Origin of the sequence: Delftia sp. WSY_22, from assembly GCF_043104185.1 — a bacterium.
GTDB lineage: Bacteria > Pseudomonadota > Gammaproteobacteria > Burkholderiales > Burkholderiaceae_C > Comamonas > Comamonas tsuruhatensis.
Genome location: NZ_JBICKN010000030.1, coordinates 37,643 through 60,757, shown reverse-complemented (window position 1 = coordinate 60,757; position 23,115 = coordinate 37,643). Strand labels below are relative to the sequence as shown.

Annotated in this window: 28 protein-coding genes; 11 read left to right on the top strand and 17 right to left on the bottom strand. The window is 68.3% G+C overall.

What is annotated here, in order from left to right; all coding sequences use genetic code 11:
- Positions 1-35: 35 nt before the first annotated feature.
- The gene (gene gpmA, locus ACF8NF_RS16420; protein WP_016449066.1) at positions 36-779 is read right to left on the bottom strand and encodes a 2,3-diphosphoglycerate-dependent phosphoglycerate mutase; all 744 of its coding nucleotides are present in this window, start codon (positions 777-779) and stop codon (positions 36-38) included.
- Positions 780-877: 98 nt separating this feature from the next.
- On the opposite strand from gpmA, the gene ACF8NF_RS16415 reads away from it, so the two are divergent.
- The 4 genes from ACF8NF_RS16415 (at position 878) to ACF8NF_RS16400 (ending at position 3,347) form a co-directional block, all read left to right on the top strand.
- Positions 878-1,285 (top strand): rhodanese-like domain-containing protein, encoded by a 408-nt coding sequence (locus ACF8NF_RS16415; protein ID WP_016449065.1) that lies wholly within the window; start codon positions 878-880, stop codon positions 1,283-1,285.
- Positions 1,286-1,373: 88 nt separating this feature from the next.
- Positions 1,374-1,631: a glutaredoxin 3 gene (gene grxC, locus ACF8NF_RS16410; RefSeq protein WP_016449064.1), complete on the top strand. Its 258-nt coding sequence runs from the start codon at positions 1,374-1,376 to the stop codon at positions 1,629-1,631.
- Between the two features lie 129 nt (positions 1,632-1,760).
- A complete protein-coding gene (secB, locus tag ACF8NF_RS16405) occupies positions 1,761-2,216 on the top strand; it encodes a protein-export chaperone SecB (protein WP_013803924.1) in 456 nt (151 codons plus the stop codon).
- Between the two features lie 120 nt (positions 2,217-2,336).
- On the top strand, positions 2,337-3,347 hold the full coding sequence (locus ACF8NF_RS16400) for an NAD(P)H-dependent glycerol-3-phosphate dehydrogenase (protein ID WP_016454153.1): 1,011 nt from the start codon (positions 2,337-2,339) through the stop codon (positions 3,345-3,347).
- Positions 3,348-3,537: 190 nt separating this feature from the next.
- Here the strand turns inward: ACF8NF_RS16400 and lysA are convergent, their stop codons facing one another.
- Positions 3,538-4,791, bottom strand: a complete 1,254-nt coding sequence (lysA, locus tag ACF8NF_RS16395) for a diaminopimelate decarboxylase (protein ID WP_392450865.1) — start codon at positions 4,789-4,791, stop codon at positions 3,538-3,540.
- A gap of 102 nt (positions 4,792-4,893) precedes the next feature.
- Between lysA and ACF8NF_RS16390 the strand changes: the two genes are divergently transcribed.
- Positions 4,894-5,823 carry a LysR family transcriptional regulator gene (locus ACF8NF_RS16390; protein WP_392450864.1) on the top strand — a complete coding sequence of 310 codons (930 nt, stop codon included), beginning with the start codon at positions 4,894-4,896 and terminating at the stop codon, positions 5,821-5,823.
- 16 nt (positions 5,824-5,839) lie between these two features.
- On the opposite strand, the gene ACF8NF_RS16385 is transcribed toward ACF8NF_RS16390, so the two are convergent.
- The 5 genes from ACF8NF_RS16385 to ACF8NF_RS16365 form a co-directional block, all read right to left on the bottom strand.
- Positions 5,840-6,052: a DUF3079 domain-containing protein gene (locus ACF8NF_RS16385; protein ID WP_310043040.1), complete on the bottom strand. Its 213-nt coding sequence runs from the start codon at positions 6,050-6,052 to the stop codon at positions 5,840-5,842.
- Between the two features lie 45 nt (positions 6,053-6,097).
- Positions 6,098-6,949 carry a pantoate--beta-alanine ligase gene (gene panC / locus ACF8NF_RS16380; RefSeq protein WP_016449059.1) on the bottom strand — a complete coding sequence of 284 codons (852 nt, stop codon included), beginning with the start codon at positions 6,947-6,949 and terminating at the stop codon, positions 6,098-6,100.
- Between the two features lie 74 nt (positions 6,950-7,023).
- Positions 7,024-7,905, bottom strand: a complete 882-nt coding sequence (gene panB / locus ACF8NF_RS16375) for a 3-methyl-2-oxobutanoate hydroxymethyltransferase (RefSeq protein ID WP_012203749.1) — start codon at positions 7,903-7,905, stop codon at positions 7,024-7,026.
- 87 nt (positions 7,906-7,992) lie between these two features.
- Positions 7,993-9,555: a hypothetical protein gene (locus ACF8NF_RS16370; protein ID WP_392450863.1), complete on the bottom strand. Its 1,563-nt coding sequence runs from the start codon at positions 9,553-9,555 to the stop codon at positions 7,993-7,995.
- Between the two features lie 3 nt (positions 9,556-9,558).
- The gene (locus tag ACF8NF_RS16365) at positions 9,559-10,788 is read right to left on the bottom strand and encodes an ABC transporter ATP-binding protein (protein WP_074923072.1); all 1,230 of its coding nucleotides are present in this window, start codon (positions 10,786-10,788) and stop codon (positions 9,559-9,561) included.
- A gap of 165 nt (positions 10,789-10,953) precedes the next feature.
- Here ACF8NF_RS16365 and ACF8NF_RS16360 point away from each other — a divergent pair, with 165 nt between their 5' ends.
- From ACF8NF_RS16360 to ACF8NF_RS16340, 5 genes are all read left to right on the top strand, one after another.
- On the top strand, positions 10,954-11,682 hold the full coding sequence (locus ACF8NF_RS16360; RefSeq protein WP_016449056.1) for a Crp/Fnr family transcriptional regulator: 729 nt from the start codon (positions 10,954-10,956) through the stop codon (positions 11,680-11,682).
- Positions 11,683-11,903: 221 nt separating this feature from the next.
- Positions 11,904-12,215, top strand: coding sequence for a DUF4148 domain-containing protein (locus tag ACF8NF_RS16355; RefSeq protein WP_016449055.1), 312 nt, complete (start codon positions 11,904-11,906; stop codon positions 12,213-12,215).
- A 190-nt stretch (positions 12,216-12,405) separates the two neighbouring features.
- The gene (gene pabB, locus ACF8NF_RS16350; protein WP_338497813.1) at positions 12,406-13,563 is read left to right on the top strand and encodes an aminodeoxychorismate synthase component I; all 1,158 of its coding nucleotides are present in this window, start codon (positions 12,406-12,408) and stop codon (positions 13,561-13,563) included.
- 14 nt (positions 13,564-13,577) lie between these two features.
- The gene (locus tag ACF8NF_RS16345) at positions 13,578-14,213 is read left to right on the top strand and encodes an aminotransferase class IV (protein WP_017404243.1); all 636 of its coding nucleotides are present in this window, start codon (positions 13,578-13,580) and stop codon (positions 14,211-14,213) included.
- A 138-nt stretch (positions 14,214-14,351) separates the two neighbouring features.
- Positions 14,352-15,335 carry a tripartite tricarboxylate transporter substrate binding protein gene (locus ACF8NF_RS16340; RefSeq protein WP_034366088.1) on the top strand — a complete coding sequence of 328 codons (984 nt, stop codon included), beginning with the start codon at positions 14,352-14,354 and terminating at the stop codon, positions 15,333-15,335.
- Positions 15,336-15,383: 48 nt separating this feature from the next.
- Here ACF8NF_RS16340 and ACF8NF_RS16335 read toward each other — a convergent pair whose 3' ends face one another.
- The 10 genes from ACF8NF_RS16335 to ACF8NF_RS16290 all read right to left on the bottom strand — a co-directional run bounded on the left by ACF8NF_RS16335 (position 15,384) and on the right by ACF8NF_RS16290 (position 22,438).
- Positions 15,384-16,013, bottom strand: coding sequence for a tRNA-uridine aminocarboxypropyltransferase (locus tag ACF8NF_RS16335; protein ID WP_313284125.1), 630 nt, complete (start codon positions 16,011-16,013; stop codon positions 15,384-15,386).
- 24 nt (positions 16,014-16,037) lie between these two features.
- A complete protein-coding gene (locus tag ACF8NF_RS16330) occupies positions 16,038-16,397 on the bottom strand; it encodes a 5-carboxymethyl-2-hydroxymuconate Delta-isomerase (RefSeq protein WP_012203756.1) in 360 nt (119 codons plus the stop codon).
- A gap of 31 nt (positions 16,398-16,428) precedes the next feature.
- A complete protein-coding gene (gene bioF, locus ACF8NF_RS16325) occupies positions 16,429-17,646 on the bottom strand; it encodes an 8-amino-7-oxononanoate synthase (RefSeq protein ID WP_017404246.1) in 1,218 nt (405 codons plus the stop codon).
- Positions 17,643-18,344 carry a dethiobiotin synthase gene (gene bioD, locus ACF8NF_RS16320; RefSeq protein WP_392450862.1) on the bottom strand — a complete coding sequence of 234 codons (702 nt, stop codon included), beginning with the start codon at positions 18,342-18,344 and terminating at the stop codon, positions 17,643-17,645. Before bioD ends, bioF begins: the two co-directional genes overlap by 4 nt.
- The gene (gene bioA, locus ACF8NF_RS16315; RefSeq protein WP_133072559.1) at positions 18,341-19,663 is read right to left on the bottom strand and encodes an adenosylmethionine--8-amino-7-oxononanoate transaminase; all 1,323 of its coding nucleotides are present in this window, start codon (positions 19,661-19,663) and stop codon (positions 18,341-18,343) included. The genes bioD and bioA overlap by 4 nt, the downstream gene beginning before the upstream one ends.
- 27 nt (positions 19,664-19,690) lie before the next feature.
- Positions 19,691-20,071 (bottom strand): aspartate 1-decarboxylase, encoded by a 381-nt coding sequence (gene panD / locus ACF8NF_RS16310; protein ID WP_016449047.1) that lies wholly within the window; start codon positions 20,069-20,071, stop codon positions 19,691-19,693.
- Between the two features lie 149 nt (positions 20,072-20,220).
- Positions 20,221-20,586 carry a 6-carboxytetrahydropterin synthase gene (locus tag ACF8NF_RS16305; protein WP_016449046.1) on the bottom strand — a complete coding sequence of 122 codons (366 nt, stop codon included), beginning with the start codon at positions 20,584-20,586 and terminating at the stop codon, positions 20,221-20,223.
- A gap of 8 nt (positions 20,587-20,594) precedes the next feature.
- On the bottom strand, positions 20,595-21,233 hold the full coding sequence (gene queE, locus ACF8NF_RS16300; RefSeq protein WP_046986547.1) for a 7-carboxy-7-deazaguanine synthase: 639 nt from the start codon (positions 21,231-21,233) through the stop codon (positions 20,595-20,597).
- Positions 21,234-21,292: 59 nt separating this feature from the next.
- Positions 21,293-22,159, bottom strand: coding sequence for a segregation/condensation protein A (locus ACF8NF_RS16295; RefSeq protein WP_026062089.1), 867 nt, complete (start codon positions 22,157-22,159; stop codon positions 21,293-21,295).
- Positions 22,160-22,234: 75 nt separating this feature from the next.
- A complete protein-coding gene (locus tag ACF8NF_RS16290) occupies positions 22,235-22,438 on the bottom strand; it encodes a DUF3460 family protein (RefSeq protein WP_016449043.1) in 204 nt (67 codons plus the stop codon).
- Positions 22,439-22,484: 46 nt separating this feature from the next.
- Between ACF8NF_RS16290 and bamE the strand changes: the two genes are divergently transcribed.
- A complete protein-coding gene (bamE, locus tag ACF8NF_RS16285) occupies positions 22,485-22,982 on the top strand; it encodes an outer membrane protein assembly factor BamE (RefSeq protein WP_016449042.1) in 498 nt (165 codons plus the stop codon).
- Positions 22,983-23,115 lie beyond the last annotated feature (133 nt).

Below are 23,115 nucleotides of genomic sequence, written 5' to 3'. Positions count from 1 at the left end.
TTCCGTAGCAGGCGCTCACCTCAGGCGGGTCAGGCTCAAGCCTTGCCCTGTGCGGCCACGGCGGCAGCCGCCTTGGCGGCAGCCTCGGCATCGCCCAGGTAGTAGTGGCGAATGGGCTTGAGATCGGCATCCAGCTCATAGACCAGCGGAATGCCGTTGGGCACGTTGACGCCGACGATGGCGTCATCCGAGATGCCGTCCAGGTACTTGATCAGCGCGCGGATGGAGTTGCCATGCGCGGCAACCACGACGCGCTTGCCGGACAGGATGGCGGGCGCGATGGACTCGTTCCAGAACGGCAGCACGCGCGCGACCGTGTCCTTCAGGCATTCGGTCAGCGGCACCTGGCTGGGGTCCAGCTGGGCGTAGCGCACGTCGCTGCGCTCGCTGCGCGGGTCCTGGGGCTCCAGGGCCGGCGGGGGAGTGTCGTAGCTGCGGCGCCAGACCAGCACCTGGGCGTCGCCGTACTGCTTGGCCATGTCGGCCTTGTTCAGGCCCTGCAGGCCGCCGTAGTGGCGCTCGTTCAGGCGCCAGCTGTGCTGCACGGGCAGCCAGGTGCGGTCCATTTCGTCCAGCGTGTGCCACAGCGTGCGCGTGGCGCGCTTGAGCACGCTGGTGAAGGCCAGGTCGAAGTCGTAGCCTTCGGCCTTAAGCAGGCGGCCGGCGTTCTTGGCCTGTTCGACGCCGGTGGCGGTCAGGTCCACATCGGTCCAGCCGGTGAAGCGGTTTTCGAGGTTCCAGGTGGATTCACCGTGGCGGATCAGCACGAGCTTGTACATGGCGGCTTTCTAAGTCTCTCGATGCGACAAAGCTGGGCTGTCGCGGGGGCAAAAGCCAGCATTCTAGAATTGACAGGTTTGCCAACCCAAGGAATGACGTGAAATTCATCATCGATAACTGGTATTTGATCCTGATCGCGCTGGCTTCCGGCGTGATGCTGCTGCTGCCCCTGGTGCGCGGCGCAGGCGGCGGCTCGCTGACGGCGGCGCAGGCCGTGCAACTGATCAACCGCCAAAAGGCCGTGGTCATCGATGTCTCCGAGCCCGAGGAGTACGCGGCCGCCCATGCCAATGGCGCCAAGAATGTGCCGCTGGGCCAGTTCGAGGAAAAGCTGCCTGCCACCGTGAAGAACAAGGCCCTGCCGCTGGTGCTGATCTGCACCAAGGGCAACCGCGCCTCGCGTGCCGAAGGCATTGCGAAGAAGCTGGGCTACGAAAAGGCCCAGGCCCTGGCCGGTGGCCTGAAGGCCTGGCGCGATGCCGGCATGCCGGTTGAAAAGGCCTGAAGCGCCTCCAGTTGATCACGATGGAAGCCGCTGCGCCGCGTCCCCGGCGCCTGCAGCCGGCAAGCCGCCCACTCGAAGAAAGTCGCATATGCAAGCCGTGAAGATGTACACCACCGCTGTCTGCCCCTATTGCATCCGGGCCAAGCAGATCCTCAAGTCCAAGGGCGTGGAGCAGATCGAAGAGATCCGCATCGATACCGACCCTGCCGCGCGTGACGTGATGATGCAGAGCACGGGCCGCCGTACGGTGCCCCAGATCTTCATCGGCGACCACCATGTGGGCGGCTGCGACGACCTGATGGCGCTGGACGCCGACGGTGGCCTGGTGCCCATGCTGCAAAGCTGAAACACGGGCACTGCATAATGCAGGCCCAGGTGCCCGCTGCGCAACCTATTGGCAGCGGGCATTTTGTTGGTGATTTTTTTGATGCCCTGGCCGCCGTGCCAGGGTTTTTTGCCCAGAAAGACTGATTCCATGGCCGAACAGGACACTCCCGTCTTCCAGATCCAGCGCGTCTACCTCAAGGACCTGTCGCTGGAGCAGCCCAATTCGCCCGCCATCCTGCTGGAGCAGGAGCAGCCCAGCGTGGACATCCAGCTCGGCGTCGAGGCGACTCCCGTGGCCGAAGGCATCTACGAAGTGGCCGTGACGGCCACCGTGCAGACCAAGATCCAGGACAAGACCGTGTTCCTGGTCGAGGCCAAGCAGGCCGGCATCTTCGAGATCCGCAACGTGCCCGAAGACCAGATGGGTGGCGTGATCGGCATTGCCTGCCCCCAGATCATCTATCCCTACCTGCGCGGCAACGTGGCCGACGTGGTCACACGCGCCGGCTTCCCGCCCGTGCACCTGGCCGAGATCAACTTCCAGGCCATGTACGAGCAGCAGCAGGCAGCCGCCCAGGCGGACGGCAACTCGCTGCCGCAGTAAGCCGGTCCCATCCCGGCCGATGAGACTTGCGCCCAGGCGCGTCGCATCGCTGTGGTACAAGAAAAGAGGCCCGAGGGCCTCTTTTTTTCATCAACGTCGCTTCTTCAACGTCGGGCAGATATGAACATTGTGGTGATTGGTGCAGGCGCCTGGGGCACGGCGCTGGCAATGAGCGCGGCCTCGCGCGATGACGGACGTGTCGTGACGCTGTGGGCGCGCGACGCTGCCCAGGCGCAGGCCATGCGGGACAGCGGCGAGAACGCGCGCTACCTGCCGGGCGTGGCGCTGCCTGCCGCGCTGCAGGTGGTGCATGGCGAGATCGACGGCCATCTGGCTGCGGCAGACCTGATCGTGATCGGCACGCCCATGGCGGCCTTGCGCGAATGGCTGGGCCGCCTGCGCAATGTGCGGGCGCCCGTGGTGTGGCTGTGCAAGGGCTTCGAGGCCGTGCCCGCAGGCGCGTCGGCCGCCGCCCATGGACTGATGGCGCACGAGGTCTGCGCCGAGGTGGCGCCCGATCTGCTGTGCGGCGTGCTCAGCGGCCCCAGCTTTGCGGCCGAGGTGGCGCGCCACCAGCCCACGGCCCTGGTGGCGGCCAGCCGGCATGCCGAGGTCAATGACGCCCTGGTCGCGGCCTTCCATGGCGATGCCATGCGCGTCTACGCCAACGCCGACATCGTGGGCGTGGAAGTGGGCGGCGCCGTGAAGAACGTGCTGGCCATTGCCACCGGCCTGTGCGACGGCCTGCAGCTGGGCCTGAACGCCCGCGCCGCGCTGATCACGCGCGGCCTGGCCGAGATGACGCGACTGGGCCTGGCCCTGGGCGCGCGGGTGGAGACCTTCATGGGCCTGTCCGGCCTGGGCGATCTGGTGCTGACGGCCACGGGCGACCTGTCGCGCAATCGCAAGGTGGGCCTGCTGCTGGCCCAGGGCCGCACGCTGGAGCAGGCCGTGGCCTCGCTGGGCCATGTAGCCGAGGGCGTGTACAGCGCGCGCACCGTGCTGGCGCGCGCGCGGCTGCTGAATGTGGAGATGCCGATCACCGAAACCGTGGTCGAGCTGCTGGACGGCCGGCTGCAGGCGGCCGAGGCCGTGCAGCACCTGATGGCGCGCGATCCACGCGGCGAGTGATTCTTCGGTGTCCATGAAAAATGGCCCACACGCTCCCCTTGCTGCGCAAGGTCCACTGCCCCCCGAGGGGGCCGCTTTTCATCTTGGGGCGGCCCGGCGATGAAAAAGCCCCGGAGCTGGAAGGCCCCGGGGCTTTTTTGCGTCAGAAATCCTGGTGCCTGGCGCGCTACATGCCCAGTTACAGGCCCAGTTACAGGCCAAGCTCCAGACCCAGCAGTTCCTCCACCGTCTGGCGGCGGCGGATGAGGCGGGTGCTGTCGCCATCGACCAGCACTTCGGCGGCCAGCGGGCGCGTGTTGTAGTTGCTGGACATGGAGCTGCCATAGGCGCCCGTGTCATGGATGACCAGCAGGTCGCCCACCGAGGCGCCTGCCAGCGCGCGCGGCAGCACCACGCCGCCGTCGCCCTGGGTGAACACGTCGCCCGATTCGCACAGCGGGCCGGCGACCACGGCATCGCGCAGGGGCATGGCCTGGCCGTCGCGGCGCAGCACTTCCATGCCGTGCCAGCTGCCGTACATGGAGGGGCGCATCAGCTCGTTGAAGCCCGTATCGACCAGCACGAAATGGTTGCTGCCCGCGTTCTTGGTGGCGCGCACCTGGCCCAGCAGCACGCCCGACTCGGCCACCAGGAAGCGGCCCGGCTCGATCTCCAGGGCCAGCGCGTGGCCCACGATGGCCTCGGCGTCCTTGCGTGCCGCATCCCACAGGCCGTGGTAGTGGGCGGTGTCGATGGTGGCGTCGCCATCGCGGTAGGGAATGGACAGGCCGCCGCCGGCCGAAATGGCCTGCAGGTCATGGCCTGCCTGGCGGGTGGCGCGCACCAGCTCGACCATGGCGCCGCAGACCTGCTGCAGGTGGCCGTAGTCCACGCCCGAGCCGATGTGCATGTGCAGGCCGGCCAGCTGCAGGCCGCCGTCGCGGACGGCCTGCAGCGCCGCCAGCAGGTCGCTGTGCCAGATGCCGTGCTTGCTGTGCTCGCCGCCCGTGTTGGTCTTGTTGCTGTGGCCGTGGCCGAAGCCGGGGTTGATGCGCAGCCACACGGGATGGCCGGGCGAGGCCTGGGCCAGCTGGTGCAGCATGTCGATGGAGCCGGCGTTCACGGGCACCTTGTGCTCGGCCACGCAGGCCAGCGTGGCCTCGTCCATCACGTCGGCGGTGAACACGATGTCGCTGTGCAGGTCGTCGCCATGGCCGGCCGCGTAGCCGGCGGCCAGCGCGCGCAGGATTTCGCCGCGCGATACCGCATCCACCTTCACGCCCTGCTCGCGCATCAGCCGCAGGATGTGGATGTTGGAGCAGGCCTTCTGCGCAAAGCGGATGGTGTCGAAGGCCTTGAGCTGGGCGATGCGCGCGCGGATGGTGGCGGCGTCATAGACCCACAGCGGCGTGCCGTGCTGGTCGGCCAGGGCCCAGAGCTGGGCGGGCGAGAAGGGATTGGACATGGTGTCTCTTTCAGGGGAACTGCCGCGCATGATGGCGGATGGGGGTCATTCAGTCCAATGCTTGTTCTTATGGTGTCCATTTGATTTGGATATGCTCTGCCCATGCAAGACCCCGCGCTGCCGCACACGTCCCCCGAGCCCCGCATCTCCCATCGCCACCTGGAGGTGTTTCGCGCGCTCATGCTCAGCGGCAGCGCCACTGGCGCGGCGCAGATGCTGTACAGCTCCCAGCCCACCGTCAGCCGCGAATTGGCGCGGATGGAGAGCCTGCTGGGCTATGCGCTGTTCGAGCGCGCCCAGGGCCGGCTGCGGCCCACGGCACGCGCCCTGTCGCTGTGGGCCGAGGTGCAGCGCAGCTGGCAGGGGCTGGATCGGGTGGTGGAGCATGCGCTGGCCCTGGGGCGTCCGCACCAGGCGCGCATCAACGTGCTGTGCCTGCCCGCCCTCAGCCATGCGCTGCTGCCTGCAGCGCTGGCACGCCTGCATGCGGAGCACGGCCCCGTGGCCGTCAGCGTGGCCACGCAGGAGGCGCCGCTGCTGCAGGAGTGGATGGCCGCCCAGCGCTACGACCTGGGCCTGGCCGAACTGGCCGAGGCGCCGCCCGGCACGCGTGCTCTGGCTTTGCCCGCCATGGACGAGGTGGCCGTGCTGCCGGCAGGGCATGCGCTGGCGGCCCGCCCGGTGCTGGAGGCGGGCGACTTTGCGGGGGAGGGCTTCATCAGCCTGGCGCGAGACGACCCCTATCGCCAGCAGATCGATGCCGTGTTCGGGCAGGCCGGCGTGCAGCGCCAGCTGCACCTGGAGACCCACAGCGCCGTGGCCGTCTGCGCCATGGTCCAGCACGGCCTGGGCGTGGCCATCGTCAATCCGCTGACGGCGCGTGCCTGCGCCGGGCCGCAGCTGGTGGTGCGGCCGCTGGCGTTTTCCATTCCCTTCCAGGTCCATGCGCTGCTGCCGCTGCACCGGCCTGCCGTGGCCGAGGTGAAGTGGCTGGTGGACGCGCTCGCCGCCGAGGTGGCCGCGGTCGCTTGAAGTGGGGTGGGCGACTTCAGCGCGCCGCGTCCTTCAGGCTGGCTGCGTTGTCTGCCGCCAGCTCGTGCGGCAGGCCCCACTCCATCCAGTCGTCGCCAAAGACCTCCACCGGGTGCTGTGTGCGGTCCGATCCGTTGCCGCAGGCCAGCTCGTCGCGGGCGCAGTAGCGGTCGCAACCCCAGCAGGTGCGCTCGGGATGGGCGGGGTGGATGGGGAATTTCCTGGCCATGGCATCCAGCTTGGACCGCCATGGCCGCCAGGGTTTTGCGCTGGATCAGAATTCCAGGTTGTCGATCAGGCGCGTCTTGCCCAGGCGCGCGGCGCCCAGGGCCACCAGTGGTGCACCGGCCAGTTGCGCGCCCTCGGCCGGCGGTTGCAGGTCACGGCGCAGGCGCACGGTCAGGTAGTCGGGCTCCCAGCCCTGTGCGGCCAGGGACTGCATGGCCCATGCCTCCAGTTCGGCCAGCGGAGCCTGGCCTGCGCGCGTGGCGTCGGCCAGTTGCTTGAGTGCCTGCGACAGCGCCATGGCCTGCTGGCGTTCATCGGGGCTCAGGTAGCCGTTGCGCGAACTCAGCGCCAGGCCGTCGTCGGCGCGCGCCGTGTCGCCGGCCACGATGTTCACGGGCAGGGCGAACTGCTCGACCATGCGGCGGATCACCAGCAGCTGCTGGTAGTCCTTCTTGCCGAACACGGCCGTGCCGCCGCCGCTGGCGAAGAACACGGCCGAGAACAGCTTCATCACCACGGTGCACACGCCCGTGAAGAAGCCGGGGCGGAAATGGCCTTCGAGGATGTCGGCCAGCTGCGCGTCGGGCTGGATCTTGAAGGTCTGCGGCTCGGGGTAGAGATCGGCTTCGCGCGGGGCGAACAGCAGGTCGCAGCCTTCGCTCTCCAGCTTGGCGCAGTCCTGCGCCCAGGTGCGCGGATAGCTGTCGAAATCCTCGTGCGGCAGGAACTGCAGGCGGTTCACGAAGATGCTGGCCACGACGATGTCGCCGTGCTGGCGCGCGGCGCGCACCAGGGACAGGTGGCCATCGTGCAGGTTGCCCATGGTGGGCACGAAGGCAGGGCGGCCCTTGCTGGCCAGGATGGCGCGCAGGTCGGCGATGGAGTGGACGATTTGCATGGGGAAGCGGGGAAGCGGGAAAGCGGGGGAACGGGAAGCGGGAAGCGGAAAAACGGACCGTGCAGCCTGCCGGACTACCAGGCGTGCTTGCTGTCGTCGGGGAAGCTGCCGTTCTTCACGGCATGCACATAGGCCTCGAAGGCGCCCTTGACGCTGCCCGCATCGGCCATGAAGTTGTGCACGAAGCGGGCCATCTTGCCCAGGTTCACGCCCAGCATGTCGTGCAGCACCAGGACCTGTCCGGCCGTGCCGCTGCCCGCGCCGATGCCGATGGTGTGGCAGTGCGGCAGCTCGGCCGTGAGTTCGCGCGACAGCTGTGCCGGCACCATCTCCAGCACCAGCATGGAGGCGCCTGCATCCTGCAGTTCCAGCGCATGGCGGCGCAGCGTGGCCGCGCCCTCGTCGCTCTTGCCCTGGACGCGGTAGCCGCCCAGCGCATGCACGGTCTGCGGCGTCAGGCCCAGGTGGGCGCAGACGGGCACGCCGCGCTCGACCAGGAACTGCACGGTGGGCGCGGTCCAGCCGCCGCCTTCGAGCTTGACCATATGGGCGCCGGCCTGCATCAGCTCGCAGGCGCTGCGCATGGCCTGCTCGCGGCTTTCGGCATAGCTGCCATAGGGCATGTCGGCGATCAGCCAGGCCGTGCCCTGCACGCGGTGCAGCCCGCGCGCCACGCTGGCCGTGTGGTAGCACATGTCCTGCAGCGACACGCCCACGGTGCTGTGCAGGCCCTGGCAGACCATGCCCAGCGAATCGCCGACCAGGATGCACTCCACGCCGGCTGCATCGGCCACGGCCGCGAAGGTGGCGTCATAGGCGGTGACCATGGTGATCTTCTCTCCGGCCTCGCGCATCTGCGCCAGGCGCGGAAGGCTCACGGGGCGGCGCTGGGGCAGCGGCGAGGCGGGAGGGATGGTGCCGTAGGGCGTGCCGGCGGTGACGGGGGCTTGGGTCATGGGGCGCTCGGAGGGGGATGGAATTGCCGCGAGTCTATGCGATGCGCGCGGGGGGCACCTGTCCCTGAGCTGTCCTTTGCTGTTCCGTCACCTTTCGGGCAGGCCACGCCATCGGCGCCACAGCGGAGACAGCAGGGCCACGAGCAGGGCCGTGCTGGCTGCCACGGCAGGCGCGCCCATCAGCAGGTCCAGCCAGTGCTGGGTATCCGTCCAAGGGCCTGCGCTGCCGGTAGGGCGTGGCAACAGCAGTCTGGACCACTCAGACCAGGCGGCGGCGAGCCATATCAGGGCCAGCGACATGCCCAGGGCCAGCAGCACCGCGCCGGCCCAGGGGCGCTTGAGCAGACGGATGCGCAGCCAGGCGACCGATATCAGCGCGGCGGGAAACAGCCCCAGCACATAGAGGTTGGTGATTCCCAGCATCCCGGCCAGCACGCTGCCAAGCAAGGTCAGGAGCAGGCATGCGCCCCAGGCCACCAGCTGCATGGCGGGCATCAGGCGCACCAGCACCAGGGCCAAGGCGAGGAAGAAGCCAGCGCTGACTGCCGCCAGCAACTGGGACATCCTTGGCCATTCGTCGTCGCGGGACCTGTCAGCGCGCCGCAGATGGCTTTCCTGGTAGGCCGGCAGGGCCAGGCCGTAGCGCGGGTGCTGCCATTGCACATGCTGCGGCGGGCTCCACCGGCTGTCGAACCTCTCCAGCAGCATGAGCCACTCACGGTTGCTCTGGGCCAGATAGGTACCGAAGCATTTGCGCGGATCCGGCTCCAGATCCAAAGGCCTGCTGCGACCCAGGGGTGGTTTGCAGTTGGAGTTCTGCGCTCTGGATACCTTCTCGCCAGTCTCTGGTTGCGGGTTCGCTGCCAGGTAGGCGCGCCATTCCTGGGCCAGGGGGGATTGCAGCGCGCTGCGGTAGCTGGCCAGCAGGTGCTCAGCCTGGTCCTGCGCGGAGCTGGCAGACTGGCGCACATAGCCTCTGGCCTGCAATGGCTGGCCGTAGCGCTCCAGCGTCGCGGCAATCGCGGCCTGGTCTCCGCGCATCAACCAGACCAGGGCCTGGATGCTCGGGTACTTCGCCGGATCGACCTCTTCCTCGCGCAGCACACGTATCCATTCCACGAGCATGGCCGCCTGGCGTGGCGCGGCAAGCGCCTCCAGGGCGGCGACTTGCTCGACAGTCTGGATCTGTGCACTGACATCCGTGTCCGACCATTGGCGCTGCATCCGCATTTCATAGATGGGCGAAAAGGCGATCGCAGGCGCGAACAATAGCGATAGGAACAAGGCTCCCCACAGGTACTCCCACCACAGGCCCCAGCGGCCCACGGGGGCGTGTTCGCGCCAGCGGTTGTGGATGCGCACGCGCAGCAACCACCACAGCGCCAGGCCGATCGCCACGATCCAGGCCACGACGGAGCCGATGTCCAGCGCCAATTGCTCGGGCGTTTGCTGTGCCGTGGACGCAACGCCGGGCAGGGAGCCCATCCAGCGCGCGGGTTCGGCCATCCATTGCATCCAGATGCCCAGCACCAGCACGCACCACAGCAGCGCCAGCGGCAGATACCAGTGCAGCCGCAACTGCCACAGCAGGGGGCAGCGCATCAGCACCCATTGGTCCCAGCGGTTCGTCATATCGGAAAAACGTGGCATGGCTCAGTCCCTCACGAACAGGCGGCGGGTGGATGCGGTGATGTCGCGGAAATAGCGCACGGGCATCTGTGCCTGCACGGCCTGCGCCAGGAACTGCGCTGCCGTGAAGGGCACGTGAAAGCTCACGATGTGGGTCTGGCCGCTGAGCTGGTGCGTATGGGATGGCAGCCGGTCCAGCCAGGGTTTCAGTTGCGCCATGGCCCAGCCGGTCTCGAACTCGATGGCGCAGCCTTGCATGGCGGCAAAGCTCTGCTGAACGCTGCGCGGCTGGCCTTGCTCCAGGAACAGCACCTGGTCGGCCACCTTTTCCACCTCGTACAGCTGCTGTGAACTCAGCACCAGGGCCATGGGTTGCCAGGGCGAGCGCGCCAGCGACTGCAGATCTGTCAGCAGGGTCTGCTGGGCGTTGATGTCCAGATTGGCCAGCGGCTCGTCCAGCAGCAGCACGCGCGGCCGGCAGAGCAGGGCGCGCGCCAGCTCGAAGCGCATCTTGTAGCCCGAGGACAGCTGTTTCCACTGGTGGCCCCGGAAGGCGCGCAGCCCCAGCTGCGCGATGACCAGCTGTACCAGGCAGATGTTGCGTGGGCCCACGGCGCCATGGCTGCGCGCGGCGAATTGCAGATGGTCCATCAGGCGCCCGCCCCAGACGGCCGGGCGCTGGGGGATATAGGCGAGCTGGGTGCGCAGCAGGTAGGCATTGGCGGCAGGAACACCCCAGTCCAGCTGCCCTGCGTCGGGCGCCAGATCGGCGGCCAGCAGGCGCAGCAAGGTGGTCTTGCCGTTGCCGTTCTCGCCCACCAGTCCCAGGATGGTGCCGGGCTCCACGGCCACATCCACCGGCCCCAGCGCAAAGCCGCCGCGCCGGTAGCGCTTGACCAGTTGCCGTCCCAGTATGCGGTGCGCACGGTATGCACGGTGCGCGCTGGGAGGTGCGGAATCGGCCTGCAGCGCCTGGCCCGGGGCATGGGCGGCATGCAGGGCGTCGAAAACCTGCTGCACCAGCGCGTGGCGGGGCTCTGCGCCGGAATCGGCCGCGAGGCCATCCCAGGCGTCCAGCGCAGTCAGCAGGCTCTGCTGCACGGCGGTTTCGGCCGGCAGGGCGGCGTCTATGAGTGCACGCCACGCGCCATGCCATTGCTGGCTGGCGATCGCCTGTTCCACGGATTGCGCCCAGGCCGCCACGGTGGCCTGCGGGCGCGCGGGTGGTCGTGCCGATTCGATGCTCGATTCCATGAAGCCCTCCCTTTTTTCTGTGCTGCGCGGTGCGGCCATCCGGGGAGCCGGACAGTGCGATTCCCGGCGCGCGACGAGTCTATGCGATCCCGCTATGCTGTACTTCCCGCGACGGACGACAGGGCCCGCACAGGCCCTGCGGATGCGCTTCAACGGTGTTGCACCATGTCCGGTTCCTTACAGACATCTCCGCTTCTTCCCGCCGTGGCCTGGCAGGGCCTGCGCCAGGTCCATGTGCTGCAAAGCCTGTCCGACGAGCGCCTGGCCGAACTGGCGGCGCAATGCCGCTGGCAGCAACTGGCCACGCACCAGAGGCTGGAGGGCGCCTATGCCGACCAGCGCATGTACATGCTCGTCCACGGCAGCCTGCGCGTCAGCAGCTATGCCGCGAACGGACGCGGGCTGACGCTCGGTGAAATTGCCACAGGCATGTTCGTCGGCGGCCAGATGCAGCAGCAGCAAAACGAATGCGGGGGCATACCACTGGTCGTCGAGGCGGGAGAACCCAGCCTGGTGGCCTCGCTCGCGCCCGAGGATGTGGAAGCACTGCTGATGAGCGAGCCCCTGGTGCTGCGCGCCTTCATCGTGCGGCTCAGCAGCCTGGCCGTGACGCTGGCGCGGCGCATGGTCAATCTGGGAACCCTCAGCGTGCGCAGCCGACTGCATGCCCTGCTGCTGGAGCGCGCCGAACTGGCCGGGGAGGAGCAGGGGCAGGCCCTGCTCGCCCCCGCGCCCCGGCAGACCGATCTGGCCCTGATGCTGGGCTCCAGCCGCGAGGAAGTGGCGCGCGAGATGTCGCGCCTGGTGCGCCTGGGCCTGCTGCGGCGCGAAGGCCGCAACCTGCGCATCTGCCATGTCGAAGGCCTGCGCGTGCTGCTCGAGGAAGCGCGCTGAGCCTTGTCTGCCGCGGCTGTTTCAAGCCGCGAAAAACACTGTTTCAGGAACGCGTGAATTCGCCTTCTGTCGAGGGGAACACGGGGGAAAAGGCGGCACGTTGGCCAGCCCGGATGCGAAAACACGTGAGAAAACGCACAGACGAAGAATGCTGCAGCGCCGCATAGTACGTCCATGCCGTGAGGAAATGAATGCCGAGCGGCCTTTTGAAAGGATCTGACATGCGTACCCTCTCCGCTGCACTGGCCGCCCTGACCCTGGGCCTCGCCGGCACTGCAATGGCCCAAGAAGCCGTTTCCCCCTCGTCCTCCGCCACCGCAGGCCTGAGCCGCGCCGAAGTGCTGGCCGACCTCGAGATGTGGCACCAGGCAGGCATGACCTACCTGCCCTCGCCCTCGGCTGACCGCGAAATCGGCTACAACTCGGCCGAATACCAGCGCGGCCTGGCCCGCTACCAGCAACTGCGCAGCGGCCCCGCCTACCGCGAGGCCGTGGCCCGCCTGGAAGGCCAGCACACCGTCACCCAGAAGTGATGTGAATGGATATGGGTCCGGCATGGTGCCGGGCCTGTTGGTGGAAAGCGTCCTTTCGGGACGCTTGGTTTGGCGCCCTTCGGGGCGCTTTTTTGTTTCCCTCGCTCTACACTGGGCGGCCCCGTGTCAGTGGCTGCTATCGATAGCGAAGCTGCTGATGCAAGTACAGCAATGCGTTGACGGCCGTTTTGTGAAGTTTCTGATCGATTTTCCCAACCCCCATGACGGCTCGGCCGCCCGGCTGCGCCATGGCTTCGGGCCGCCGCTGCGCAGCCTGGCAGCCCATGCGCCCGAGCAGGTGCGCGGTGTGCTTGACGCCGTGCAGCAGGCCGCCCAGGCCGGCCTGTGGTGCCTGGGCTGGGTGCGCTACGAGGCGGCGGCGGCGTTTGACGCGGCCTACGCCGGCGCCCTGCATGCCACGCCGCCAGGCGAGCCGCTGGCCTGGTTTGCCGTCTTCGACGGCCCCCGGCCCTGGCCTGAAGACGCGGACGCGGTCGAGACCGGCCCTCAGGTGCAATCTCAGGTGCAATGGCAGTCCGGCCTGGAGCGTGCCGATTTCGATGCCGCCATTGCGCGCATCCACGAGGCGATTGCGGCCGGTGACTGCTATCAGATCAATTACACGGCCCAGTTCATGGGCCGGCTGCTGGGCGACATCCCATCGCTGTTCGCCGCGCTGCGACGCGCCCAGCCCGGCGGCTACGTGGCCTGCATGGACAGCGGCGACGAGCAGGTGCTGTCCGTCTCGCCCGAGCTGTTCTTCGACTGGGATGGCGAGCGCATCCTCACGCGCCCCATGAAGGGCACGGCGCCCCGTGGCGCCACGCCTGCACAGGACGAGGCGAATGTCCAGGCCATGCGGTCCTCGCCCAAGGAGCGGGCCGAGAACGTGATGATCGTGGACCTGCTGCGCAACGATGTCTCGCGCATTGCCGAGCCTTTCAGCGTCCAGGTGCCGCGCCTGTTCCATGCCGAACCCCTGCCCACCGTGTGGCAGATGACGTCCGACGTGCAGGCGCGCACGCGGCCCGGCACCGGCCTGGCGGACGTGTTTGCGGCGCTGTTTCCCTGCGGCTCCATCACGGGCGCGCCCAAGCGCCAGGCCATGCGGCTCATCCACGAACTGGAATCGGGTCCGCGCGGCGTCTACTGCGGGGCCGTGGGCGTGGTGCGGCCCGGCACCACCGCGGGGCGCGTGCACGCCACCTTCAATGTGCCCATACGCACGGTGGTGGCGCGTGGCACGGAACTGCGCTGCGGCATCGGCAGCGGCATCACCTCGGGCGCCGAGGCGCCTGCCGAATGGCAGGAATGGCGCCACAAGAGGGCTTTTCTGGACAAGGTGTGAAAGGGCGTGCAGCCATGGCGGATACGGACTTCGATTTCGACATTCTGGAAACCCTGGCCCTGCGGGATGGCGGTTTCATCCACCTGCAGCGCCATGTGACGCGCATGCAGGACGCGGCGCGGCATTTCGGCCGGCCCTGCACGGATGCCGTGCTGGAGCAGGCATTGCAGCAACTGCGCCAGGCGCACGCCAGCGGCCACTGGCGCGTGCGCCTGGCGCTGGATGCCACGGGGCGGATACAGACCCAGGCGGCGCCGCTGCCGCCTTCCGCCACGCCTGTTCGGCTGGCGCTGGCAGACCGGCCCATCGCCAATGCGGTGGCGCGTGGCGACTGGGTGCGTTTCAAGACCTCGCGCCGCGCGCACTACGACAGCCTGCAGCCCACCGATGCCTCGGTGTTCGACACCGTGCTCCACAACGAAGACGGCGAGATCACCGAGGGCACGCGCGGCAACATCGCCGTGCTGCTGGCGGGCCGCTGGGTGACTCCGCCGCTGTCCAGCGGCCTGCTGCCCGGCGTGGGCCGCGCGGTGGCACTGGACGAGGGCCGCGTGGTGGAGCACCCGGTGCGGCTGGACGATCTGCCACGCGTGCAGGGCTGGGCCTTCGTCAACAGCCTGCGCGGCTGGCTGCCGGCGGTTCTGCGCTGAACTGCAGGCTAGGGCCACGGGTGGAACTCATGGTTTTCAGGGATGGATTCCATAAGGCAATGTCAGACAATCGGTGAATATTGTTGAGCAATATCATTTTGATTGTTGGCTGATACCTGCCTCTCCTGAGATCGATCCATGCATGAATTCCGTATTTCCCGCCGCGCGCTGATCAGCGCCGCGGCTGTCCTGGCGGCGGGCCCGCTGTGCGCCCAGACCACCTATCCCAACAAGCCCATTCGCGTCGTCGTCGGCTACGCGGCAGGCGGCTCGGTCGACCTGGTGGGGCGCGTGGTGGGTGACATCCTGGCCAAGCACCTCAATGCGACCGTCGTGGTCGACAACGTGCCCGGTGCCGCCGGCGTGGTGGCCGCGCAGCGCGTGGTCGGTGCCAAGGCCGACGGCTATACCCTGCTCGCAGGCTCCAGCAACGAATTGGCGGGCACGAAGTTCGTCAACGCCGCGCAGAAGTACGACCCGGCCACGGACCTGACCGGCATCGCGCTGACCGGCGTGCTGCCCAACCTGTGGGTGGCCGGCACCAAGATGCCGGCCAAGACCCTCGACGAGTTCATCGCCCTGGCCAAGGCCCATCCCGGCAAGTACAGCTACGGCAGCCCGGGCATCGGGTCCACGCCGCATTTCTCGGGCGAGCTGATCAAGAAGATGGCCGGGGTGGACATCGTCCATGTGCCCTACAAGGGCTCGGCCGCGATGACCAGCGACCTGGCGGGCGGCAACCTGGACTTCGCCATCGTCTCTCCCTCGGTGGCGGCTCCGTTCATCCAGAGCGGCAAGATCAAGGCCCTGGGCGTGACCACGGCCCACCGCATCGCCATGATGAAGGACGTGCCCGCACTGGGCGAGAACGCAGCGCTCAAGGGCTACGCGCTGAGCGGCTGGTTCGGGCTGGCGGGTCCCAAGGACCTGCCTGCCGATGTGGTGGCCAGCCTGCAGAAGGCCTTGAAGGCGGGCCTGGCCGATCCGGCGATGCGCGCGCGCCTGGAAGGCGCGGGCATCATTGCCCCCACGGGCGACGAAAACCTGGGCCAGATCATCCGTACCGACATGGGCAAGTACGCCGAACTGGTCAAGTTCGCCAGGATCACGCCGGAAAACTGAAGCACGGCCTGCCGCCATGAAAAACGCCTCGTTCCCCGAGGCGTTTTTTCATTCGGGCCTGTGCCGGGCATGCAGGGACAGCAGCCCCTCGAACGCATCGCGCAGCGGCTGCAGCGACGGGCCGGCAGGCGCCAGCCGTTGCAGCGCGCAGGATGCTGCCTCCAGCGTGGACAGCTGGCCCGGCGCATGGGCCTTGCGCAGCGCGCCGTAGCGCGACGCGGGAAGGTCGCCCTGCAGTGCCAGGCGCGGCAGGCCCTGCAGGCCGGGGTTGAGGTAGAGCATCTTGCGGCTCTTGCGCCAGGTGGCGTCCAGCACCACCAGGCGCAGGGCCTCGGGGCATGGCGCGGGCTGCGGCCAGGGCGCTTGCCTGGCCAGGCCCAGCTGGTCGCCGTGCGGCGTTTCCGGATAGAGCAGTACGGCCTGTCGCGGGACGTCGCCCGCCTGCCAGGGCGCGTGCAGCAGTGCCTGCAACTGCGCTGGCTCGAAGGCCTCGCCCACCGCCAGGCGGCTGGCGGGCAGGCACAGGTGCAGCAGCCGGCCCGTGCCCTTGGCCTGCAGTTCTTCCTCGGGATGCTGGAGCACCAGCAACTGCACCGCATGCGGCACCGGCTGCACCAGGGGGCACAGGCAGGTGCGCTCAGGGCGCAGGCATTGTGCGCAGCGTGCGCGGGTGCTCACGGCGGACCAGGCCTGGCGCCTGCCTTACAGGCGACCCTTGTAGTAGCTGGGCTTGTCCATGTCGGCGATTTCCACGCTGAGCTGGACCATCATGCCGGCCGGCTGGGGCGTGAGGCGGCGCAGCACCGCGGCAATGCCTTCGGACAGTTCCTTCTTGGCCGTGTCGGTACGGCCCGCCAGCAGGCGCAGCTGCACGTGGACGAAGCCGCGATTGGCCGGTGCCGAGCCGATCTCGAACTGGCTGACCGGCAGCAGGCGGGCCTTGACGTCGGCCTCGTCCAGGATGCTGGGGTGGCCGCAGACGAAGGCGTTGAGTTCGGTCAGCAGTTGCTGGCCGGGCAGGCCGGCGAGGTTGTCGGTGTATTCGACGTAGAGATGGGGCATGGATGTCTCCGTTCCGGTGGTGAAGAGGGATTCAGGGCAGGGGTGGGGCCAGGCGCGAGACCTCGTCCAGCGCCGTCAGCAGCAGCTGCACGTCGATGCGCGTGTGGGAGGCCGACAGCGCGATGCGCAGCCGCGCCGTGCCTTCGGGCACGGTGGGCGGGCGGATGGCGGGCACCCACAGGCCGCGCTCGCGCAGGCCTTCCATCACGGCCAGGGCCGTGGCGTTGGAGCCTATGACCAGGGCCTGCACGGCGGTGCGCGAAGGCAGCAACTGCCAGCCCGTGCGCGCCAGCAGCGGCGTGAGGCCGGCGCGCAGCTCGGCAATGCGTTCGGCCAGGGACTCGCGGCGCTCGTCCTCGGCCTCGATCAGGGCCACGCTGGCCTGCAGCGCGCTGGCCAGCATGGGCGGCGCGGCCGTGGCGAAGATGTAGCTGCGCGTCTTTTGCAGCAGCCACTCGACCAGCATGTCGCTGCCCGCGACAAAGGCGCCGGCCACGCCAGCGGCCTTGCCCAGCGTGGCCATGTAGAGCACGCGCGGCGAGGCGTTTGCGCCCGTCAGTCCCGCCTCGGCCAGGCTGCCCCGGCCTTGTGGGCCGAGCACGCCGAAGCCATGCGCGTCGTCGAGCAGCAGCAGCGCGTCGTACTGCTCGCACAGCGCCAGCAGGCCGCGGATGTCGGCCACGTTGCCATCCATGCTGAACACGGCATCGCTGATGACCAGCTTGCGCCGGGCCGTGCTGGCGGCCAGTTGCGCGGCCAGGTCGCCCAGGTCGGCATGGGCATAGCGGTGGACCTGGGCGCGCGACAGGCGTGCGCCGTCGATCAGGCAGGCGTGGTTGAGCGCATCGGAGAACAGGGCATCGCCCGCGCCCACCAGGGCCGGCACGATGCCGGCATTGGTGGCGTAGCCCGCATAGAAGTAGAGCGCGCGCGGCAGCTGCACGAAGTGCGCCAGCTGTTCCTCCAGCGCGGCGTTGGCCGTGCTGTGGCCGCTGACCAGGGGCGAGCCGCCCGAGCCCACGCCAAAGGCCTGGGCGCCCGCGCAGGCGGCGCGCACCAGGGTGGGGTGGCCGGCCAGGCCCAGGTAGTCGTTGCTGCAAAAGGCCAGCATGGGGTGGCCGTCCACCTCCATGTGGGCGCCGCTGGCGGCGCCCTGCAGCGGCGCCGTGGCGCGGCGGCGGCGGCGCAGGTGGGCTGCGTCGAGCTCGGCGATGCGCGCGGGGATGTCGTCCAGCCAGGAGCCGCTCATTGCCATTGCTCCGGCAGGGTGTAGGTGGTGGCGCGCGGGTCGGGGTGCTGCTGGAAGGGGATGTCGGCCAGCAGCGGCGCCTGCAGTTGCCGGTCCAGGTGCTGGCGCAGCCAGGCCATGTTTTCCTCGGGCACCAGCATGGCGGGGTCCACGCGGCTGGCAATCCAGCCGGCCAGGCGCAGGCCGCGCGCGCGGATGGCCTCGGCCGTGAGGGCGGCGTGGTTCAGGCAGCCCAGCCGAAGGCCCACGACCATGACCACGGGCAGGTCCAGCGCGCAGGCCAGGTCGGCGCCCGAGAGCTGGTCGGACAGCGGCACGAGAAAGCCGCCCGCGCCTTCCACCACCACGGCGTCGGCCTGTTCGGCCAGGCGCCGGTAGCTGTCCACGATGTGTGCGATCTCTATGGAGCGGCCCGCGCGCTGCGCGGCGATGTGCGGCGACATGGGATCGGGCAGCAGCACGGGGTTGTCGAGTTCGGGCGGCACGGCCAGGGTGGAGGCGGCGCGCAGCGCCAGCGTGTCCTCGTTGGCCCAACTGCCCTGGCCGTCGGGCTCGGCGCCTGCGGCCACGGCCTTCATGCCCACCACGCGGGCATGGTGGCGGGCCAGCGCATGCAGCAGCCCGCAGGAGGCCAGGGTCTTGCCCACGCCCGTGTCGGTGCCGGTGACAAAGCAGCCAATGGTGCGGTGGGCGTTCACGAATGGTTCTCCTGGGCCAGGGTGTCTTCAAGGGCGGCCAGCGCGCTGGCCGCCAGGTGCTGCACGGCTTCTTCGTCCAGCAAATAGGGAGGCATGGCGTAGAGGGTGTTGCTGATAGGGCGCAGCAGCAGCCCGCGCTCCAGTGCGGCTGCGCTGTAGCGGCGCGAGAAATCGGGCAGCGAGGTCTGCACATCCCAGGCCCAGATCATTCCCTGGCGCCGTGCGTGGCGCACGCGGGCGTGCTGGTTCAAAGGGGCGAAGGCGCCGTCAAGCCTTTGCGCCAGCGCGAGGTTGGCGTTGATGGCATCGGTCTGCTCGAACAGCTCCAGCGTGGCCAGGGCCGCACGGCAGGCCAGCGGGTTGCCGGTGTACGAGTGCGAGTGCAGAAAGCCGCGCGCCACGGAATCGTCGTAGAAGGCGGCGTAGACGGCCTCGGTGGTCAGCACGGCCGACAGGGCCAGCGTGCCGCCCGTCAGGCCCTTGGACAGGCAGATGAAATCCGGCCGGATGCCGGCCTGCTGGTGGGCGAACATGCTGCCCGTGCGGCCGAAGCCCACGGCGATCTCGTCCACCACCAGGTGCACCTCGTAGCGGTCGCACAGGGCGCGCGCCAGGCGCAGGTATTCGGGGTCGTGCATGGCCATGCCGGCCGCGCACTGCACCAGCGGCTCGACGATGAGTGCGGCCGTGGTCTCGTGGTGCTGCTCCAGCCACTGGCGCAGGCCTTCGGCGGCGCGCCGTGCCACATCGACCGGGCTTTCGCCGCCTTGCGCGCCGCGTGCATCGGGGCTGGGCACGGTGTCGGCCAGGCGCACCAGGGGGGCATAGGCTTCGCGGAAGATGGGAATATCGGTCACGGCCAGCGCGCCCACGGTTTCGCCGTGGTAGCCGCCGGCCAGGCCGGCAAAGCGGCTCTTGGCGGGGCGGCCCAGGTTGCGCCAGTAGTGCGCGCTCATCTTGAGGGCGATCTCGGTGGCCGATGCGCCGTCGCTGCCGTAGAAGGCATGGCCCAGGCCGGTGAGCGTGGCCAGTCGTTCGGACAGCTCCACCACGGGCGCGTGCGTGAAGCCGGCCAGCATCACATGGTCCAGCCGGGCGAGCTGGTCGGTGAGCGCGGCCTGGATGTGCGGATGGCTGTGGCCGAAGAGGTTGACCCACCAGGAGCTGACGCCATCCAGGTAGCGGCGTCCTTCGGTGTCGTGGAGCCAGGGGCCCTGGGCACGCGCGATGGCGATGGGGGGCGCGGCCTCGTGCCGCTTCATCTGGGTGCAGGGGTGCCACACAGCCGCAAGGCTGCGGGCGGCAAGCGATTGAGTCATCGCGCGATTGTCACACCGCAGCGCAGCTCACAGCTGCTGCGTGGGAACGTGGTGGCGCAGTTCGACCTGGCGGTTGGCATCGTCCACGAAGACCAGCTGGGGCCGGTGCTCGGCCACGTCGGTCTCATGCACCTGGGCAAAGGACGCAATGATCAGCAGATCACCCACGGCAGCACGGCGCGCGGCCGAGCCGTTGACCGAGATCATGCCGCTGCCGCGCTGGCCCTTGATGGCATAGGTGACGAAGCGCTCGCCGTTGTCGATGTTCCAGATGTGCACCTGCTCGTTCTCGACGATGTTGGCGGCGTCCAGCAAGTCCTCGTCGATCGCGCAGGAGCCTTCATAGTGCAGCTCGCATTGCGTGGTCTTGACGCGGTGGATCTTGGATTTGAGCAGGGTGCGGAACATGTTTTGTCTCTCGAGGGGCGCTTGGGCGCGATCTTGACGGTGGCGGGGACTGGCAAAAAAAGCCACCAAGTCTATCTGCGAACCGCCAAACCCATGATGGCCGTGGAGTTGCTCTTCGGGGGCGGCTCTCTGGCAGGCCTGGCTTGAGGTCAGCCCAGATCCAGCACGCAGCCATCGCCGATGCTGTCGCGCCATACGCGGATGCGGCTGGGAGCGGGCTGCAGGTCGGCCAGGGAATCGGCAATGAACAGGCACAGGTTTTCCAGCGTGGGCTTGCCCAGGCCGGGGATTTCGTCGAGAAAGCGGTGGTCCAGCGCGTCGCCCAGGGTCTTCAGGCGCGAGCGCAGGTAGCCCAGGTCGATCACCATGCCGTTGTCCGGGTTGCGCGGGCCGGTGACGCTGACTTCGGCGTAGTAGGTGTGGCCGTGGATGCGGCGGCTGCTCTCGGTCTCGATGGCGCGCTCCAGCGTGTGGGCGGCGTCGAAGAAAAAGCGCTGGTGAACGGTGAACTGCATGGCAAAAATCAGCGGATGCCGGTGAGCTTGTGGGTCTGCAGGCTCAGGCGCCAGGCCGGCCGCTGCAGGCATTGCGCTATGCAGGCGGCCGTGTTGTCGGCCTGCAGGACGTTGTCCATGGGCTGCAGGAAATAGTGGTCGAAACGGGTGCCGGCCTCGATGGCCTGCAGATCGAAGCCGGGCTGCGGCCAGACCAGCTTGAGCTCCTGGCCGCTGCGCTGCACCCAGTCGGCGCCCGCCTTGGGGCTGATGCACAGCCAGTCGATGCCCTCGGGCGCGGCCACGGTGCCATTGCTTTCCACGGAAATGCGAAAGCCGCGCGCATGCAGGGCCGCGATCAGGGGCTCGTCCACCTGCAGCAGGGGCTCCCCCCCGGTCAGCACCACCATGCGGTGCCGGCTGTCGCCGGCCGGCCACTGGGACAGGATGCGTTCTGCCAGGGCGTCGGCCGTGGCGAACTTGCCGCCCAGCGTGCCGTCGGTGCCCACGAAGTCGGTGTCGCAGAACTGGCAGATGGCGCTGGCGCGGTCCTGCTCGCGGCCGGTCCAGAGGTTGCAGCCTGCAAAGCGGCAGAACACGGCCGGCGTGCCGGCCTGGCCGCCCTCGCCCTGCAGGGTGTAGAAGATTTCTTTGACGCTGTAAGTCATGGTGCATGGAGGCCGGTGGTGCCGGCCTGTCGGTGTGCGCGTGCCTGTGTCCGTGCCCGCTAGACGGGCGTATAGGCCAGGCGCACGTAGATGGGCGCAAAGGCTTCGGCCTGGGTGATCTCGATCAGCGTTTCCTTGGCCAGCTCCAGCAGGGCGATGAAGGTCACGACCAGCACGGTCGATCCCTTCTCTGGCTGGAACAGGGTCTCGAACTCGACAAAGCGCCGGCCCTGCAGGGCCTTGAGCACCTGGCTCATGTACTCGCGCACCGAGAGTTCCTCGCGCGTGATCTTGTGGCTTTGCACAAGCTTGGCACGCTTGAGAATGTCGCGCCAGGCCGATTGCAGCTCGGCCACGTCCACATCGGGGAAACGCGGCTGCAGGTTCTGCTCGATATGGACCTGGGCCCGGAGGAAGTCGCGCCCGTAGTGCGGCACCTGGCCCAGCTGTTGGGCAGCGAGCTTGATCTGCTCGTACTCCAGCAGGCGGCGCACCAGTTCGGCGCGCGGGTCCTCGGCTTCCTCGCCATCGTCCTGCTTCTTGGGCGGCAGCAGCATGCGCGACTTGATCTCGATGAGCATGGCCGCCATCAGCAGGTACTCGGCCGCCAGCTCGAGGTTGCGGCTGCGGATTTCGTCGACATAGCGCATGTACTGGCGCGTCACGTCCAGCATGGGAATGTCGAGGATGTTGAAGTTCTGCTTGCGGATCAGGTACAGCAACAGGTCCAGCGGCCCTTCGAAGGCTTCGAGGAAGACCTCCAGCGCATCGGGCGGGATGTACAGGTCCTGCGGCAGGGCGAACAGCGGCTCGCCGTACAGGCGCGCCAAAGCCACCTGGTCGATCACGACCGGTGAATCGTCGCCAGGAGCGGGGGATGCGGCGCCGGCGCCCGCAGGCGCCAGTGCGGACTCAGCCTCGGCCATGCCTTGCTGCGCAGGCATCAGCTGCATGCGCACGGTGCCACAGCGAAACAGGCTGATGTGTCATTGCAGCCGAAATCAGGAGTTCGTCTGGTAGACGTAGGGTTTCTGGTCCACGCGGCCGGCGCGCAGGTCTTCCCAGACTTCGTGGTTCACGTCCTTGTCCCACAGCAGCGAGCGGCCGGCCAGCTGTTGGCTGGGCAGCTCGGGCTTTTGCTTCTTCAGCTCGTTGATGAAGTTCGTGGCGTCGGAACGGTAATCGGGGCGGCGAAAGAATGACATAGTCTGATAACCTCTTGAATCGCGTGATTTTACCGGGACACCGCCGATGAACCTAGTCTCCCGTCTTCTGGGCGTTGCCGTGGCCGTGATGGGCATGCTTGGGCTGCCCGGCTGCGATCCCCAAAACATCAAGGAACTCGAAGAAGGCCTGTCCACCGAGGCCGACGTCCGCGCCCGCTTTGGCGAGCCCGAACGCATCTGGACCGAGCCCGACGGCTCGCGCACCTTCGAGTACAACCGCCAGCCCGCCGGCAGCCGCAACTACATGATCACCATCGGCACCGATGGGCGCATGAGCGCGCTGCGCCAGGTGCTGGCGCCGCACAACTTCGAGAAAATCCGCCCCGGCATGGACGAGGAGCAGGTGCGCCGCATGCTGGGCAAGCCTGCCAAGGTCACCACCTACCAGCTCAAGCAGGAAACCGACTGGGACTGGAACTACATCGATCCCCCCACGCGCGACATGGAGTTCACCGTCACCTTCGGCCCCGACGGCCGCGTGCTGCGCAGCGCCGGCCGCGAGAAACTGCACGGCGGCGCCTGACAGCAGGCCCTTGCAAGCTCCTGCAAGCCCCTGCGGCGCGCTGTACCCTGCACGCCACAGCGCGCCGGGGCAACAGTCTCTAGAATCCGGGTTTGTACCTATGACACCCCATGGGTACGGTGAAGGCCCCGAA